At 42.0% G+C, this 16,287-nt stretch carries 15 protein-coding genes, 1 other RNA gene and 1 pseudogene; 7 read left to right on the top strand and 10 right to left on the bottom strand.

The genetic code is table 11. From position 1 onward, the window contains the following. The first annotated feature begins 255 nt into the window (after window positions 1-255). The 4 genes from ssrA to PN447_RS14360 all read left to right on the top strand — a co-directional run bounded on the left by ssrA (window position 256) and on the right by PN447_RS14360 (window position 3,091). Window positions 256-648, top strand: a transfer-messenger RNA (tmRNA) gene (gene ssrA, locus PN447_RS14375). A gap of 219 nt (window positions 649-867) precedes the next feature. Beyond that, window positions 868-1,638: a cadmium resistance transporter gene (locus PN447_RS14370; RefSeq protein ID WP_271763720.1), complete on the top strand. Its 771-nt coding sequence runs from the start codon at window positions 868-870 to the stop codon at window positions 1,636-1,638. Window positions 1,639-1,750: 112 nt separating this feature from the next. Continuing rightward, complete coding sequence (locus PN447_RS14365) at window positions 1,751-2,374, top strand: hypothetical protein (protein ID WP_271763718.1); 624 nt, start codon at window positions 1,751-1,753, stop codon at window positions 2,372-2,374. Window positions 2,375-2,665: 291 nt separating this feature from the next. After that, window positions 2,666-3,091: a YidH family protein gene (locus PN447_RS14360; protein ID WP_271763717.1), complete on the top strand. Its 426-nt coding sequence runs from the start codon at window positions 2,666-2,668 to the stop codon at window positions 3,089-3,091. A gap of 97 nt (window positions 3,092-3,188) precedes the next feature. Here the strand turns inward: PN447_RS14360 and cysK are convergent, their stop codons facing one another. Continuing rightward, the gene (gene cysK / locus PN447_RS14355; protein ID WP_271763715.1) at window positions 3,189-4,145 is read right to left on the bottom strand and encodes a cysteine synthase A; all 957 of its coding nucleotides are present in this window, start codon (window positions 4,143-4,145) and stop codon (window positions 3,189-3,191) included. Window positions 4,146-4,162: 17 nt separating this feature from the next. Continuing rightward, complete coding sequence (locus PN447_RS14350; RefSeq protein ID WP_271763719.1) at window positions 4,163-4,630, bottom strand: RrF2 family transcriptional regulator; 468 nt, start codon at window positions 4,628-4,630, stop codon at window positions 4,163-4,165. Window positions 4,631-4,891: 261 nt separating this feature from the next. Here PN447_RS14350 and cysE point away from each other — a divergent pair, with 261 nt between their 5' ends. After that, a complete protein-coding gene (gene cysE / locus PN447_RS14345) occupies window positions 4,892-5,611 on the top strand; it encodes a serine O-acetyltransferase (RefSeq protein WP_271763714.1) in 720 nt (239 codons plus the stop codon). Window positions 5,612-5,755: 144 nt separating this feature from the next. On the opposite strand, the gene PN447_RS14340 is transcribed toward cysE, so the two are convergent. Beyond that, window positions 5,756-6,775, bottom strand: a complete 1,020-nt coding sequence (locus PN447_RS14340; protein ID WP_271763713.1) for a sulfate/molybdate ABC transporter ATP-binding protein — start codon at window positions 6,773-6,775, stop codon at window positions 5,756-5,758. Window positions 6,776-6,845: 70 nt separating this feature from the next. On the opposite strand from PN447_RS14340, the gene PN447_RS14335 reads away from it, so the two are divergent. Further along, on the top strand, window positions 6,846-7,439 hold the full coding sequence (locus PN447_RS14335) for a Crp/Fnr family transcriptional regulator (protein WP_271763712.1): 594 nt from the start codon (window positions 6,846-6,848) through the stop codon (window positions 7,437-7,439). A 20-nt stretch (window positions 7,440-7,459) separates the two neighbouring features. On the opposite strand, the gene PN447_RS14330 is transcribed toward PN447_RS14335, so the two are convergent. From PN447_RS14330 to PN447_RS14305, 6 genes and pseudogenes are all read right to left on the bottom strand, one after another. Beyond that, entirely contained in the window at window positions 7,460-7,750 is a 291-nt protein-coding gene (locus PN447_RS14330; protein WP_200987155.1) for an NIL domain-containing protein, read from the bottom strand. A gap of 15 nt (window positions 7,751-7,765) precedes the next feature. Beyond that, window positions 7,766-8,383, bottom strand: a complete 618-nt coding sequence (locus PN447_RS14325; protein WP_271763711.1) for an NIL domain-containing protein — start codon at window positions 8,381-8,383, stop codon at window positions 7,766-7,768. Window positions 8,384-8,411: 28 nt separating this feature from the next. After that, a complete protein-coding gene (locus PN447_RS14320) occupies window positions 8,412-8,678 on the bottom strand; it encodes an NIL domain-containing protein (RefSeq protein ID WP_271763710.1) in 267 nt (88 codons plus the stop codon). A gap of 40 nt (window positions 8,679-8,718) precedes the next feature. Next, entirely contained in the window at window positions 8,719-9,792 is a 1,074-nt protein-coding gene (locus tag PN447_RS14315; RefSeq protein ID WP_271763709.1) for a sulfate ABC transporter substrate-binding protein, read from the bottom strand. A gap of 498 nt (window positions 9,793-10,290) precedes the next feature. Beyond that, window positions 10,291-11,823 (bottom strand): serine/threonine-protein kinase, encoded by a 1,533-nt coding sequence (locus tag PN447_RS14310; RefSeq protein ID WP_271763708.1) that lies wholly within the window; start codon window positions 11,821-11,823, stop codon window positions 10,291-10,293. Window positions 11,824-12,030: 207 nt separating this feature from the next. Next, a pseudogene (locus PN447_RS14305) lies at window positions 12,031-13,350 on the bottom strand (BamA/TamA family outer membrane protein); the annotation flags it as partial. 276 nt (window positions 13,351-13,626) lie between these two features. Here PN447_RS14305 and PN447_RS14300 point away from each other — a divergent pair. Continuing rightward, window positions 13,627-14,967, top strand: a complete 1,341-nt coding sequence (locus PN447_RS14300) for a lipid-A-disaccharide synthase-related protein (RefSeq protein WP_271763707.1) — start codon at window positions 13,627-13,629, stop codon at window positions 14,965-14,967. A 148-nt stretch (window positions 14,968-15,115) separates the two neighbouring features. Here PN447_RS14300 and PN447_RS14295 read toward each other — a convergent pair whose 3' ends face one another. Next, a complete protein-coding gene (locus tag PN447_RS14295; protein ID WP_271763706.1) occupies window positions 15,116-15,838 on the bottom strand; it encodes a response regulator transcription factor in 723 nt (240 codons plus the stop codon). Between the last annotated feature and the right edge of the window lie 449 nt (window positions 15,839-16,287).

The raw sequence follows: 16,287 nt of genomic DNA, 5'->3' as shown, positions 1-16,287 counted from the left end.
TCGTTAAGTCTCCATCTGATGGGCTGGTAATGAGCCGGGACATAAATGGTGCGCGAGGGATTTTCCTACGTGCATTGGTTGATACGCCCTCTCTTAAAGAGTGTATTTGTTAGTGAATGTTAGCAAAAAAGTATCGGATGGTCATACTACGCCCCCAGAACCTCCTCAATCAAACCATCTCAAAATTTGCGGAAAAATTTTTCCCTCTCAACACATTTCCCCAACGACGTATTATAATTAAAGTATAAACCTCATGGGTCCGTAACGGTTTCGACAGGTTGGCGAAAGCTACTCTGTGATTCAGGTCGAGAGTGAGTCTCCTCTCGCAAATCAAAGGCTCAAAACAAAAGTAAATGCGAATAACATCGTTAAATTTGCTCGTAAGCCTGCTACAGTAGCAGTTGCCTAATAACCTCTTACAGGTTCGAGCGTCTCTGGTTTGACTCCGTTAAGGACTAGAGACCAACCCCCAACGGACGCTCTAACAAGTGTTCTCTGGTTGGCTTGTTAGCTAAGACTTAATCAGAGCATCCTACGTTCGGGATAATGAACGATTCCCGCCTTGAGGGTCAGAAAGGCTAAACCTGTGAATGAGCGGGGGGTCAATACCCAATTTGGACAGCAGTTCGACTCTGCTCGGATCCACTAAAAACCAAACACAAGTCCACCAAACCCTCAGATGTTTAGGTGGATTTTGTTTGTGTTTGAGCCGATCCCCAGACATTCTTAACCTCAGGAGTGGCGTGGGTTTACTAATATGCGCGTTAATAACTGGACCTCGTTAGGTCATGGGACTGCAAAAAAAATGAAGGGATGCCTGTAATAACAAGCACCCCTGTAGCCGAAGATAAAGCCTTTTTCAGGCTAATGAAGTACACATTACAGCACTTTGCGCGACTAACTGCTATTCCCACAGGATTGACTGCTTTCGTTGCCACAAATCTGGATGATATCGTCATCTTATCGCTGTTTTTTTCACAGATAAATGCTTCCTTTCGCCGTCGTCACATCGTTATCGGTCAATATTTGGGTTTTAGTGTGTTAGTAATTGCCAGTTTACCGAGCTTTTTTGGCAAGTTTATCCTCCCAACATCCTGGATTGGCTTACTCGGTATTGTTCCCATGATCATTGGTATCAGTCGTTTATTAAATCCAGAGACTGACGAACAGGAAGATTTTAACAACCCCGAATCTTCGTCATCTTGGTGGTGTAACTTTCTTTCACCGCAATCTTACGCTGTTGCATCTGTTACCATCGCCAATGGTGGGGACAATATCAGTATCTATATGCCAATGTTTGCTACCAATACCTGGGATAGCTTACTGGTGATTTTGGCAGTGTTATTTGTGATGGTGGGTGTATGGTGTTATACAGCTTATTGTTTAACTCAAGTCAGTGCGATCGCTGCTTTGATTGTTCGCTACGGAAATCCCCTCGTTCCGTTCATTTTAATCGGCTTGGGTGCTTCTATTTTGATGGAAAGCCACACTTTAGAAACTCCCGCCTTAGCTATCATCACTTGTGTCAGTCTTGCTGCTTACCTGTTAGTTGTCGGCAAAAATGCTTGGCAAGAAAAATACACGTTTTCTTTGGGATCACCCGAACATGAGATTTTATCTAGGGTTAAACTAAGATGAATATTAAATAAATGTAAGTTGCATCAATAGATAGGTGAAAAAAATCTGACATAACACCTTAAATTAGGTAGTTATACATTGCTCAAACATATACAACTATTCAGGAAAAAACATGAAAAAAGTTTCCAAATATCTTGTTAAAATTGCTCTTGTCTGCTTATTAATGCTAGGAAATTTAATGATTTTTCAACCATCCTGGGCAGGAGAAAAATATAGTTCAGACCCAGACTATATAGAAATCACCGAAGCATTAGATACTGCTTTGCAAGAGGAAAAATCTCAAGGCTCCACACCAGAAAATCAGCTAGAAATTGCTAATTTAAAATTTCAAAAATATCTTCTGGAAAATAGCGAAAATCCTGTAGGAATTTGTCGCAATGACACAGAGAAAACCTTGCTGGTGTACGGTGAGAAATCAAAAAAATCTACCTCAACCTACGATAATGAATTGTATTTGCTCCCCAGTGGTGTAGAAACCGATGATGAGTGGGACTGTCAAGGCGTTTATATTCCTGGACAAGAGGCTACAGAATCACAAGCAGCTACATCTCCTCAAGCTTTAAAGATTGTGCATGGAACTCGGTTAGTTGCGACAACAAACGCCGAAACTGGAGAAACTGAATTCAATATCCCACCTGCTAAAGTTATCCAACCCGGTGAAGCTAACTGGTTGATTCCTGAAAATATCCAAGCTGCACTGGATGCTGGACTTACTACCGCCAGAATAGATGATTAAGGATTAATTTTTCAATAAAGCTAGTAAGTTGATAAAACATGGGAGTCAGATTTATTCTGGCTCCTATTTATGTAATTAAAGTTATTGGCAAATTAAAAACTATTAATTATAGAAGTTTGATCAAAATAATTTATGGAAAATTTCTGTGCATTATCTAATTAGATGCCTCAGTAATAAATTAGGAGAAAAACTTGTGAATTATGTATTATTGCTTTGATAATTTTTGTTTATGTGAGAAAATATCAATTAAGTATTAAAAATTTTGAATAGTTACTTCCCAGTGCAAATCTTATGAAGATGGAAACAGAAAGATTGGAATTGAATAAGTTAGGAAAGAAGATGTATCGCTCGGACAGAATCCGGGATCATCTAGCAAATGAACGGACTTATTTGGCATGGATGCGGAGTGGAATTGCACTCATGGGTTTTGGTGTGTTAATTGTGCGGTTGCGGATTATCCGACCACCCGTAGCACCACAACCCCCTGGTAATGGTTGGAAGTTGGGTTTGGCATTTGCTATTGTCGGTGTGTTATCAGTGTTACTGTCTACTCAGCATTATTTCGCAGTTCGCCGTGACATTGACGAAGATACTTATCAACCGCCAGACCGTTGGATATTTTTGGCGAGTTTAGCTGTGGTTCTCCTGGGTGGGGGAGTAATATACTATGTGTTTACTGTTCCCCTAGATTATTTGAACAGTTATATTCTGGAGTAGCAGGATGTAAATTGCTGAGTGAGATGATATGGATGAACAAGCAAGATATGAGTAGAGACTTTCCGTGGAACGTCTGTACATTCTTTGTCGGAGGGAACTAATGGATGACTTCCGACTCTGACAAATCCTTGAATAATGTAGTACTCAAGTAACGCTCGCCAAAACTAGGTTGGACTATAACGATCAACTTACCGCTATTTTCAGGACGCTTGGCTACTTGAATGGCTGCATACAAAGCTGCACCTGTGGAGATGCCTGATAATATACCTTCTTCTTTTGCTAATCTACGACTATAAGCGATCGCATCTTGATCATTAACTGCAATTACTTCATCAGTCAGTTCCAGACGGTAAATCGCTGGGATAAATCCCGCACCAATTCCTTGAATTTTATGCGGCCCCGATTTTCCTCCCGAAAGCACTTGACTATTAGTAGGTTCCACAGCAATAACTTGAAAACTGGGCTTACGTTGCTTGATCACCTCAGCTACACCAGTCAATGTTCCCCCAGTCCCCACTCCCGCTACTAAAATATCTACCTGTCCATCTGTATCTGACCAAATTTCTTCCGCAGTGGTTTGACGATGTACTTTGGGGTTAGCTGGGTTACGGAACTGTTGCAACATATAGGCATGAGGCAATTCTGACACAATTTGCTCCGCTTTGTCGATCGCTCCCCGCATCCCTTCAACTCCAGGCGTTAACTCCAACTGAGCGCCATAAGCTCTCAACATCGCCCGTCTTTCTGTACTCATCGTATCCGGCATAGTCAGAATCAAATGATAGCCCTTCGCCGCCGCTACCATTGCCAGAGCAATACCCGTATTCCCCGAAGTGGGTTCTACCAATATCGTTTTACCTGGATGAATTAAACCCTCCTCCTCTGCGGTTTCCACCATACTCACACCAATTCTGTCTTTCACAGAAGCCGATGGATTCATGCTTTCTAACTTCACCACAATCTGTGCCACAGCCCCTTCCCCTTGAGGAATTCTGTTTAACTGTACTAAGGGGGTGCGTCCGACTAACTCTGTAATATTTTTGGCAATTTTCATAAAAAATTCCTGTGTCCCTAAATGTAATACATCTCACTCTGCTGGAGGCGTGCTTCTCGCTGCTCGCATAAATCTTGAATAGTATATTGGCTCAAAACAGCTTGTGCCGAACTATCTGCTTCATGCCAAATATCCCGTAACAACTTTTGTTCTAAAGTGTTTTCAGCCAAAGATTCTTTTTCTTTGTGTTCTCCATCCAACATAATCACCACTTCCAGCAGCGTCAGTTGCCAAGGTTCTCGCGTCAAAATAAAACCACCCTTAGAACCACGCTGACTCTGCACCACACCCGCCCACCGTAGACTTGTGAGAATTTGCTCCAGATAACGCTCTGGTATAGGGTGCTTGGCGGAAATATCACTCATGGTCATGGGTGTTTTACGAGCAGAACAGCTGGCTAATTCTAAAAGTGCCAACAGAGCATATTCCACCTTGGCTGATAGATCCAAGAGGCTATAGTTCTGTTTTTTTAAGGTTTCACTCATCATACCACGGTAAATTGATAGACTTATTGTACTTTAAGCGAGAAAACTGCTAAAAACAATGTTTAAGGAGATACAGTTTATTAAAACTTAATTAAAGTACTATAAATCTATGCGTTTACTGGAGATTAATCAAAAAGCTCTGAATTTCAGGGACAATGAGTTTACCCAAAGTTCATTTATTTAGTCATGGGTAATTCAAGCTAGTAATATTTATTACTTCAAATCCAAAATCAGGATATCTTCATACCCCAGCACAAAACTATGCTTTTAACTGACTTACGCACAATTTCTGAACGAGATCCCGCCGCCCGTAATTGGCTAGAGATTATCTTCTGCTATCCTGGACTGCAAGCCTTGATGTTTCATCGCCTCACCCATTGGTTGTATAAAATTGGTGTTCCTTTTATTCCCCGCTTTATTTCCACTATCAGTAGATTTGTCACCGGAATTGAAATTCACCCAGGCGCGAAAATTGGTAAAGGTGTATTTATTGACCACGGAATGGGCGTAGTTATTGGTGAAACAGCGATAGTTGGTGATTATGCACTCATTTATCAAGGAGTCACCCTTGGCGGAACCGGAAAAGAAATCGGCAAGCGTCACCCTACCTTGGGTGAGAATGTAGTTGTAGGAGCAGGTGCGAAAGTCTTAGGTAATATTCAAATTGGTCATAATGTTCGCATTGGTGCAGGTTCAGTTGTCCTACGTGATGTCCCCAGCGACACAACAGTAGTGGGAGTTCCAGGGCGTTTAATTCGTGCGGATAATACTGATATTTTGGGACATGGAAAAGTTCGAGATGTAGAAGCAGAAGTCATCCGCGCCCTCTTTGAACGTGTCAAAGATTTAGAAAAACAAGTAGAACAATTAGATGTAGGTTTCCATCCATCTAGTCACCAAGCAGAGATTCTCCACAATCAAGAGGTTAAGAATGAAAGCAACTTAATGATTGAAGAATTTTTAGATGGGGCGGGAATTTAGCAGTGATTACTTTGGGGAAATCCCAAACACAAACCTCCTCACTGTCATAATTATGAATGAGGAGGTAACATAGCATTTCCTAGTCTAATAAAGTACAAAACTATCTGCGTTTATCTGCGTCCATCTGCGTTTAATTATTAGCGACTATCTTACGCCATTAGCCGTAGCAAAAACTCTGGCTTGTTTCGGTTTAATATAGACACGCTGTCCTTTTTCTAACTGAAGCTGATTAAACTGTTCTCGATTCAGGTGAGCATTCACCATCTCACCAGACCGCAAAACCAACTCAATGCGAATTTCCCAACCCAGATGAGTAATTCGCTCAACAGTCGCAGAAGTGCTATTCTCATCAGGAGTCTTCCCAATCAAAATATCTTGTGGTCGTAAAAATACTTTTTGATTAATGGACGCTGTACCTTTGTTGGGTATGATCCCAATATTAGTCGGGAGAACATTTACGGGGCCAATAAAACCCATCACAAAGGCTGTAGCTGGGTTGTCATAAATTTCGGACGGAGTTCCAACTTGTTCTACCCTTCCCTGATTCATCACCACAAGTTCATCAGCCACTTCCATTGCTTCTTCTTGGTCGTGGGTAACAAATACGGTTGTGACGTGAACTTCCGAATGCAGATTACGTAACCAAACACGTAAATCCTTACGAACTTTAGCATCTAATGCCCCAAAAGGTTCATCTAATAATAAAATCCGGGGTTGTACAGCTAGTGACCGGGCTAAGGCGATGCGTTGTCGTTGACCACCAGAAAGCTGAGAAGGATAGCGATCGCCAAATTGTTGCATCTGTACCAATTCCAAAAGTTCATCAACCCGTTGGCGGATGCGGTTTTTGGGATGTTTACGCAAACTCATTGCAAAGCAAATATTATCACGCACCGTCAAGTGTTTAAACAGCGCATAATGCTGGAAAACAAAGCCAATATTACGTTCCTGTACACTCTGGTACGTAGAATTTTCCCCTACCAACCAAATATCGCCACTGTCTGGTTTCTCTAAACCAGCAATTATCCGTAGCAATGTAGACTTTCCTGAGCCGGAAGGCCCTAACAGCGCCACCAGAGACCCAGTTTTAATCTCCAAACTCACATTATCTACAGCATGGAAGCTACCGAAGTGCTTAGAAATATTTTCAATTAAAATTCCCATCGTTCTTTGTTCCTCCAACTTGGTATATATTAAAATTAACTACGGTTTGTCTATCAACTTTTAGGACTTTATGAACATAACAACTTTATCCTCTGCTTTTACACCTCCTATACGTCATCTGAAAACCAGCTTTTCCTCCCGCTCTATACTGCCAAGAAACAACGATTATCTGTGGAAAATTGAGCAAGGTGTCGTGCGAATCGTCACATGGCATGAAGATGGGACAATTGTCACCCTGGGTCTATGGGGAGTAGGTGCCATTATTGGAACAGTATTGTCTAAAACAGAACCTTATCAAATTGAGTGCCTCACTAAAGTGGAATTAAGCGCAGTGGAAATTCAAGATTCATCGGAATTACTCCAAATTTTAAGGTTACATCTTCAGCGAACAGAGGAATTAATGGTAATTCGTAGCCATAAAACCGTAGAAATTATGGTTATTAAGTTGTTAGAATGGCTAGCGAATAGATTTGGGCGAGAAGTTCAAAAAGGTAGACTAATTGATTTGCGTCTGACTCACCAAGACATTGCTGAAACCATTGGTTCTACTCGCGTCACCATCACTCGTATTTTGCAAAAATTAGAAGAACAAGGATCTATTCACAGGCTGCGGTTACATAGAATTGTGCTGCGGGAAGAGGATATTTGGCACTATGAAATTTAAAAACAAACAATCTAAACAAATCAACAATGCCAACTATCACCATCTGGACTGGACTTACCTAAAATTTTCAGATTTAAAGATTCCAGATAAGTTAAACAACTATTGATGTGAGACATAGAACCTTCTAGTTCTAAGTCAAAACATCCTTGTTCATTAGTATTTTTGTCTAGCTCTGCTCCGGTAATATTAACTGTCAATTGATAGCGAGAAATCATTTGAGAAATAATTGGTTCTTGCAAGTAAAATTGAGGAATATGTAAACGCACACGTAGTCGAGTCATGCTCATACTTTGACCAACAAATAAAACCATAAATCAATATTTGATTTAGATAATCTGTCCATGCAAAGAAGAAGCATCTAACCATAGTGGTAACTTCAGGTTTTCCAAATAATCGCAACTAGAAAAAAGTTGCTGCGGTTTACCCCACAGGTCTAAATCAAACCAACCATCCTCTTGCTGATTTGCTGGTAGTGAAGCCCCAATAATATTGACTGTGATTCCATAGCCAGAGACTAAATCAAAAATGATGGGTGTCTGGTAGTAATCTTTGAAAATACAAATTTGCAAGCCCAGCCGATAGGATTGACCGCCGTAAAATTGGTAAGTATAATTTATTCCAGGTGTAGGTATTTCTGGCCTTGGACGCGGAAATGACCGAGAACCTAAATTACGCTGCATAGCCTCTGTAATACCTGTATGCATTAAATCTACTCCCAAGTTATGTAAATACAGCAGTCCATCATCAATATGTTGAGATTTACCTTGGAGTTGTAAGTCAAACCAACCGTAGCTGTCTGTAGCTGAGAGCATCGCCGCCTTGATATTCACCCTGACACCATAGCGGGATACCAAACGAGAAATCAAAGGTTGGCGTTGGTAATGCAGGGGTATACGGATGCGGGTATCAATGGCAGTTATTGGGTGTATTTTTTTACGTGGCATAAGATTAGGGAACTAAGAGAACAGTTAATCACCAATCGCCGACGCTATTTTCATCCCAGATTTCTAGCTCTATATCCCGGAGCCAATTGATAGCATCATCTATCTGTGTTGTAAAACCTTGTAAATCCAGTTCAAACCAACCGTCACCCACAGCATTTGCACCCAAAATCGCCGCTGTAATATTAATCGTTAAACCATAGTCCGAGACTAAACGCGAAATAACCGGTTCTTGATGAAAATTGGTGGGAATTCGCAGGCGAATTTGTCTGTGAGTGATTTGATTGTTGGTAACCATATTCAAACTACCTATTTTTCAGAAATACAAAAAGTTAGCTCTAGCGTCGGGCTATATTGGCTTGGATGTCGTCAAAGATTGCACCATCGGCAAAGAATTTCGGACTAACTTGATTCCATCCACCAAAGTCTTCAATGGTGAATAACTTGGAGATTTGGGGATAGGTATCGGCAAATTCCGCAACTACTTCTGGTACAACTGGTCGGAAACCCACTTTGGCAAATTCGCGCTGGGCTGCGGGGGTAAAAAGAAACTGCACAAAAGCTTCTGCTACTTCCCGGTTACCTCGCTTATCAACATAGCTATCGACTACGGCAATCGGGTTATCAATGGAAATATTAACTTCGGGAATTACGTAGGGTAAGTTTTGTCCCTGTTGTTTAGCTAAGATGACTTCGTTTTCATAGTTTATCAGTGCATCTCCCTGTTTTTGTACGAAGAATGCATCAGTAGCTTCCCGTGCATCTCTGGGTAGAACTGCCACGTTCTTGTAGACTTTAGTCACAAAGTCTTTGGCTTGTTTTTCAGTGCCGCCTGTTTTAGTTACCTTTCCCCACAAGGCCATATAGTTCCAACGAGCGCCACCAGAGGTTTTGGGGTTAGCAGTAATAACACTGACATCACTGCGGGCTAAATCATCCCAGTCTTTAATGTTTTTAGGGTTGCCTTCACGAGTAACAATCACACCCACGGAACGATGGACAATACCATCACCGTTGGGTGTCTTTTTCTCCCAACCTGGTTTAATCAATCCGGCATCCTGGAGTTGCAAGGTATCTGCTGATAGAGCTAGGGCGACAATATCTGCCTCTAATCCATCAAGCACCGCACGGGTTTGGGAGCCTGATCCGCCATAGCTCTGGTCAAATTTGACAGTTTGGCCTGTCTTTTCTTGCCACTCTTTGGCGAATAGGGGAATGATTTTTTCGTAGGCGGCGCGGGTGACGGCGTAGCTGACTAGGGTCAGTTCTTTTGTTTGTGAAGTGCTACCACTCTTATCAGGAGAAGGAGAGCAGGCGGCGATAACACCACTTAAACTGATTCCTACTAAAAACAGCGAAATAAAACTTTTTAAAGACGTGGGTTTCCATCGATTCCAAATATATTGCGACATACTGACCTTGTGCTCCTGAATTTAATCTACGGTTAATCTATCAAGTTATAGTTCTTTTGGGATGATTTTTAGATATTACAGATAATTCCATGAAATAGCAAGATATTCTCCATAATCCCCATCAAGAATATGGGGATTATAAAGCTGTTAAAAGTGCAAGCTTTATGCGGGCGATAAGCCTGATCCGTGGCGCCTTGCTTACCGCTCTAGCTATAATTGTCTAAAATAGCCTCAATTTTTACATCATCTTGATGATTTTTCAGTAGTTCGTGAAACTCATACACAGCATATTGCATCTCTTGTCAGGTAAGCTGGTAGCCGGTAAGATGCCCGCACGACAAGAGTTTTATCATGCATATTTGTACTTCATTTACCTGAAATATGCTGTAAGTTGGCTTTCAAGCCTCCCCTGATAGCCCCTAGCGTAGCCACAGCAAAAAGCCAGCAACTTAGTTGCTGTTTCTGGTGGGGTTTTCGGCTTACCTTCTTTATAGATAATTAATTCGGCTTGTTTTCCCAACTTGGGACTTCCACAGGCGGAGGACTTGACCCTTGAGTTTCCACTGGCTGTGTGGGGATATTGATCGTGGGATTGGATGGACTCACGGGGGGGGGTGATCCCATATCTTTACCCATAGTCGGTAAAGTATTTTCCTGGGAACCCTTTTGCTGTGAAGCCTCACGATCATCACGGATTTTTCGTAATGTCTCCACTAATGGTGGTGTGGGAGTAGTGCTAGGTGTGACTGATGGCTGAGTAGATATGGGTGGTGGCGCACTTTCGGTGGAAGTGCTGTTACTGGTATTTGGAATTTGCTTCTGAACCACGGGAACATCATCCTCGACTGTTCTACGAGTTCTCACGGGTACAGAGCGACGCGGTAAGGAATTACGGGGATTTGCTCTCCTGTTAATCTGTTCTTTCTCCAATGAAGATGGTGCATTACCCAATGGTGTTTTTGGTTCCGGCTCAACTGTGGGCTGTTCAAATAGCTCTGGTGAAGATAACTGTGTCCGAGAATTAGAAAATATCCTAGTAATACCAAAACCTGCTGTGCCTGCAACAAGTGCTACAGTTAGAGCTACGAAGATTCGAGCAGCACCCTGGTTCTCAGACCTTGATAGCTTTTTTTGCCGTTTGACCACAACTTTTTGCCGCTGCTGCACAGGTAAGACTACAGTTGGTACTGTCTGAGTTGTCACTGCTCGCTGTGCATTCATGGTATGTCCAGGCAATAATTGCAACCATTCTGCAACTGTTGCCGGACGAAATTGAGGTTCTACCGCCATACCACGCATGACCGCTTCATTCACAGCCGCACTCACGTGCGGTTGCAGTTCGCGAGGAGATGACATTTTCTCGCGATCGCGTAACAATACTGGTAACGGAACCTGTCCTGTCAACAAAGCATACAAAGTTGCGGCTAAACCATAAACATCTGTAGCGGGTGTGCGCTGTGCTTGGGTTAAATATTGTTCTAGGGGAGAATAGCCCTCAGAAACCATTCCAGTGTGAGTTTGCCTCACACCATGATTAAATTCCCGAGCAATGCCAAAATCAATCAGCACTACTTCCTGAGTTCCCTCTCGCAGGATAATATTATCTGGCTTGACATCCCGGTGCAGCAAACCATTGTTATGTACCACCTGTAATGCCGAGCCAATTTGACGAATATAATGAATTGCGGTGGCTTCCGGGATGGGTATAGCCGGTAATACAAATGCTTCTCCCAAAGTATAGCCACGAATGTATTCCATCACCATATAAGGTAGTCCAGCTTCCACAAAAAAGTCACTGACGCGGACAATGTGAGGATGGATACAAATGGCCAATCTTCTGGCTTCATCTTGGAATTGGCGCTCAAACTTAGCAAAATCAGGATGTTGACGCAGCCGTTCATTGATAGTTTTGATCACTACCTCCTGACCTAAGTAGTTATGATTAGCCTTAAAGGTAATGCCAAAGCCACCGCGCCCTATTTCCTGAACTAGGGTATATTTACCACCTTGCAAAGTTGTGCCTGCTAACATAGAAAGTGTTGAATCTGAGTGCTGATTAAGCAGATATTGCTGATTATACGGTCTTCTGGCAATTCTAAATCGCCAGATGAACACAGATAATTCTGTAACTCATCTCCATGAAAACCGCTATATTTCCAACTGTCGAACTGGAAAACCTCCCGCTTAATATTAACACCTTCATCTTTCTCATCATACAGTAGACCTGAGAGGATGCCCTTAAAATCGCTGTCCTATATCTATATGGAGTTTGCCTTCGCCCTGGTCATTTATACCATAATCAGCCCGAATTAAGCCCAGAGGTGACTCAATACGTACTCCAGCGCCATAACCAAAACCATGACCAGGTTTACCCTGCATCCCACCTGGATCTCCCAATACAGTACTACCAGAGCCTAAGTCGGAGGCAAAATCGGCGAATACTACACCCCCCAACACTGGCACAATGGGGAACCGGTACTCGGCGCTAGCTAATACATAAGTGCGACCACTACCCAAGTCCCCTCGATCATAACCCCGCACCGAATTAGAACCACCCAAGTTAAAACTTTCATATGCTGGTAAAACACCAATTACTGTACCAGCTTGAAAATTCACAGCGAATACTTGTGGCTGTGTACTATTACTGTTAAAAAACTTGACGGGCATATATTGTGTATAGTTAGCCTTGAACCGGTTCATGGCAATATTACCTTGACCAAGTGGTAAAGATTGTTCTGTGCTAAGTCTGACTACAGAACCTTGAATAGGATTAAAAATATTATCTCGTTGATCTTGTATGGCCAGAAAGGATACTGTAAACAAATCATCAATACCAGTACCACTAACGGAGAGGCTATTGCCCCCAGCCTCTGTTGGGGTAATATTACCTTGGCGATCGCGAATACTAGTGCGAGTGTAGTTAAATCCCAAAGTCGTATCCCAATTATCCAGGGGTTGCTGGAAGCTGATACCAGTACCAATCCGGGCTTCCCGCACCCTGTCACCATTGGGTAGTGTCACACCTTTACGAAAAGTTGGGGAAATCTCCCGGCGACGGAAAGCATTAATTTTGTAGCCTAAGCGATCAGGTGCAGTGGCACGATAAGGACTAGTAAACTGAGTATTAAACTGCAAATCATTGAGACTCAGACCCACATTTACACCTAAGTTATCATTAATACCGCCAAAATTCCGGTCTTGATAGCTTAAGGTGGCAAATAATCCCACGTCAGAGTTAAAGCTAGCACCTAAATTAATAGTACCGGTGTTAAATTCTTTCAGTTCGTAAACTAAATTAATTGTTTGGCTATCACCTTCGAGGGTAACATTCACAGTTTCAAATAAGCCAGTACGATATAACCGTTGTATATCTTGGCGCAGAGTATTTTCTCGAAAAATTTGCCCAGACTTGAGTTGTAACTGCTGTCTGAGGAAATCTGGGTGGGTACGTCCGACCACCGGTTTACCCTGACTATCAAGGGTTTGACCATCCTTATTAATAAAGCGAAACTTAATCTCACCTACCAACCCTTGAGCAACATTTACTGTCACGACACCTTTCCCCTTGGGTGCTGGGGAAGCAATTGTAAGTGATGTAGCTGTTGCTTTTAAGGTAATATTGCTAGCTGCCAAACTAGCTAAAGTTAGAATTGCAGCAGAAGAAACTCGCATAATTAATACTCTAGTCTAATGAAATGGGAGTGAGTTGTACTGAAATGAATTCATGAGCATATCTTGCCCAAACCAACAGTTAATTTTAATATTTTGTTTTTGACCCGATTATAGTCGGTAAATTTTCTTTACCAGCAACAATTTCCCATTAACCGTGTTTTTATGAGTAATATCTCCCAATTATCGCCAGATGCAGCTTCTTGTTTTTCTCCTTTCCAGGTACTTGTTTTAAGTAATGGTCACGGAGAAGATATGATTGCTGTGAGAATTTTACAGGAACTCCAACAACAAGAAAACCCCCCAGATATCTTTGCATTACCTTTAGTCGGTGAAGGGCGTGCTTACCAAGAGCTAGGTATCCCCTGTATTGGTTCAGTACGCACTATGCCCTCTGGTGGTTTTATTTACATGGATGGCAAGCAGCTGATCAAAGATGTACGTGGCGGTTTGGTGCAACTTACCCTCAATCAAATTCATGCTGTTCGTGGTTGGGTGGGTTCTCAAAAAAAATTAGGTAACAACAGCGCTATTTTAGCTGTGGGGGATATTGTTCCTCTGTTATTTGCCTTTTTTAGTGGTGGTAATTATGCTTTCGTTGGTACTGCAAAATCAGAGTATTACGTGCGTGATGAAGTAGGACTATTAACCAGGAAATCAAAAGCTGCACGTTGGGAAAACTTTTCTGGTTCAATTTATCATCCTTGGGAACGTTGGTTGATGAGTTGTGGCCGTTGTCAGGCTGTGTTTCCTAGGGATGCGTTAACTACCGAAATATTACGAAATTGGTCAATTCCTGCAATTGAAGTGGGTAATCCCATGATGGATGGTCTAAAACCGACCTGTATATCAGCCCCTGATGAGCAAGAAATAGCCAGACCATTAGTGATTACTCTCTTACCGGGTTCCCGTCCTCCGGAAGCCTACGCTAACTGGGAAGTGATTATGAGTGCTGTTTCCGCATTAATGGCTAGTTTCTCAGAAGCAGATGGGATTTTACATAGTTATAGTTCTATGGTGTTCTTAGGTGCGATCGCTCCTGGTTTAGATCAAAGTATTTTATCCCGCACTATTGACTCTCAAGCTTGGCAAACCCATGGAGAATCTCCTGTCCCCATTGGCGATCCTGATGCTTTGATATTTCAGCAAGGAAACAGTTATTTGGTCTTGACACAACAAGCTTATAATGATTGCTTATATTGGGGAGATTTTGCGATCGCCATGGCTGGTACAGCAACCGAACAATTTGTAGGTTTAGGCAAACCAGCCATCGCCATTCCCGGTGATGGTCCCCAATATAACCCCGCCTTTGCCGAAGCTCAAAGCCGACTTTTAGGAGCATCTCTATTTTTAGTCGATCATCCCGCACAAGTTCCTCACATGGTAGAATACCTGTGCCAAAATCCTGATAGGTTACAGATGATTGCCCATAACGGAATACGGCGCATGGGTAAACCAGGCGCTGCACGCCGCATTGCTGATTGCTTAAATCAAAAATGGTGCTAGTAAGTAGGTGAACAGAAAAAACCCGAAGTATGTAACGAAGAGTAAAGTGTCCCAAAACCTCTTCTCTGTTCCCCGTTCCCTGTTCCGGTGTTCCCTTGTCATAACGACAAATTTTAATGCCTACTTACTTAGTAGCAACAATTAATGATTAACCGACCAAACCAGAACGCAGAGCACGTACTGCTGCTTGGGTACGGTCATCAGCACAGAGTTTATTGAGGATGTTACGAACATGAGTTTTAACTGTCCCCACTGTGATGTATAGCTGCTCGGCAATTTGCCCATTGCTGCATCCAGCTACAATCAACTCTAAAATTTCTAGTTCCCGTTGAGTCAGAGGATAGGTTTCTAAAACTTGTTCGTATTCCGTTGGCAGTGCTCCAATTTTAACTGTTTTCTGCTTATCCGTGGCTTGGCTTTCTCCGGGAATACCTTGGCGCATTTTCCGTAGTACCACATTGGCGATCGCTGGATCAATCCAAGAGTTACCGTCATAAGTTGCTTGTATTGCCTCAGTTAATTTATTGATGCTAGTCTCTTTCATATAATAAGAATCCGCACCCGCAGCAAAAGCTGCTAGTACAGCATCTTCTGTATGGTCCATTGTTAAAATCAGAATTTTGGTGGCCGTTTGCCCTGTTTCTGCTTGGTAACGTCTAAATTTGCGAGTGAGTTCAATACCATCCATATCAGGTAAGCCAATATCTACCACTGCCACATCTGGTTTAGCTGTTTCCAAAAGTTTCAGTCCTTGAGTGGCATTTGCTGCTTCACCTATTACCCTCAGAGCGCTGTGAGATTGTAATGCAGCTCTGAGTCCCATTCTGGTTAAATCATGATCTTCTATTAAAATAATGCTAATTTCACTCATTGGTATACTCACTCTTGATAATTGTGTCTTCCTAGAAATATGTCCTGATTTTTTTTTAGCAGTTTATCTTACTTTATCCCTAACCAAAGGTAGATGAGATTTTCATCTAAAATCATCCTTCGACAGAAATAATAAATCTCCACTTTTTCACCCTATATCCTCTTAAAAATCCAGCTAAAGATATAGGTTCATTTTTCCAATCATTATGAAATATTCCTATGATTTATCATCTATTTCATGTCTCCATTAGTAGAAACTTCCTGAATACTATTTTATTTAAACCCTTAATAAAATTTTCTAGATAGTTAGGTTCTTCAGTACCTAATATGCTAAATTGTTTTGATAAAATCCGAAAAAGCTTACCGTATAAGGGAAATAATGTTGGTTATTGAAGAAAATGCCTGAATATTCCTTCTTAATCTCTGTTCCCTGTTCCCTGTTCCCTGTTC

Origin of the sequence: Anabaena sp. CS-542/02 (genome assembly GCF_028331085.1) — a bacterium.
In the GTDB taxonomy this organism is placed as follows: domain Bacteria; phylum Cyanobacteriota; class Cyanobacteriia; order Cyanobacteriales; family Nostocaceae; genus Anabaenopsis; species Anabaenopsis arnoldii.
The sequence above is the reverse complement of the archived record's forward strand: the minus strand, read 5'-3'. Positions and strand labels throughout refer to the sequence as shown.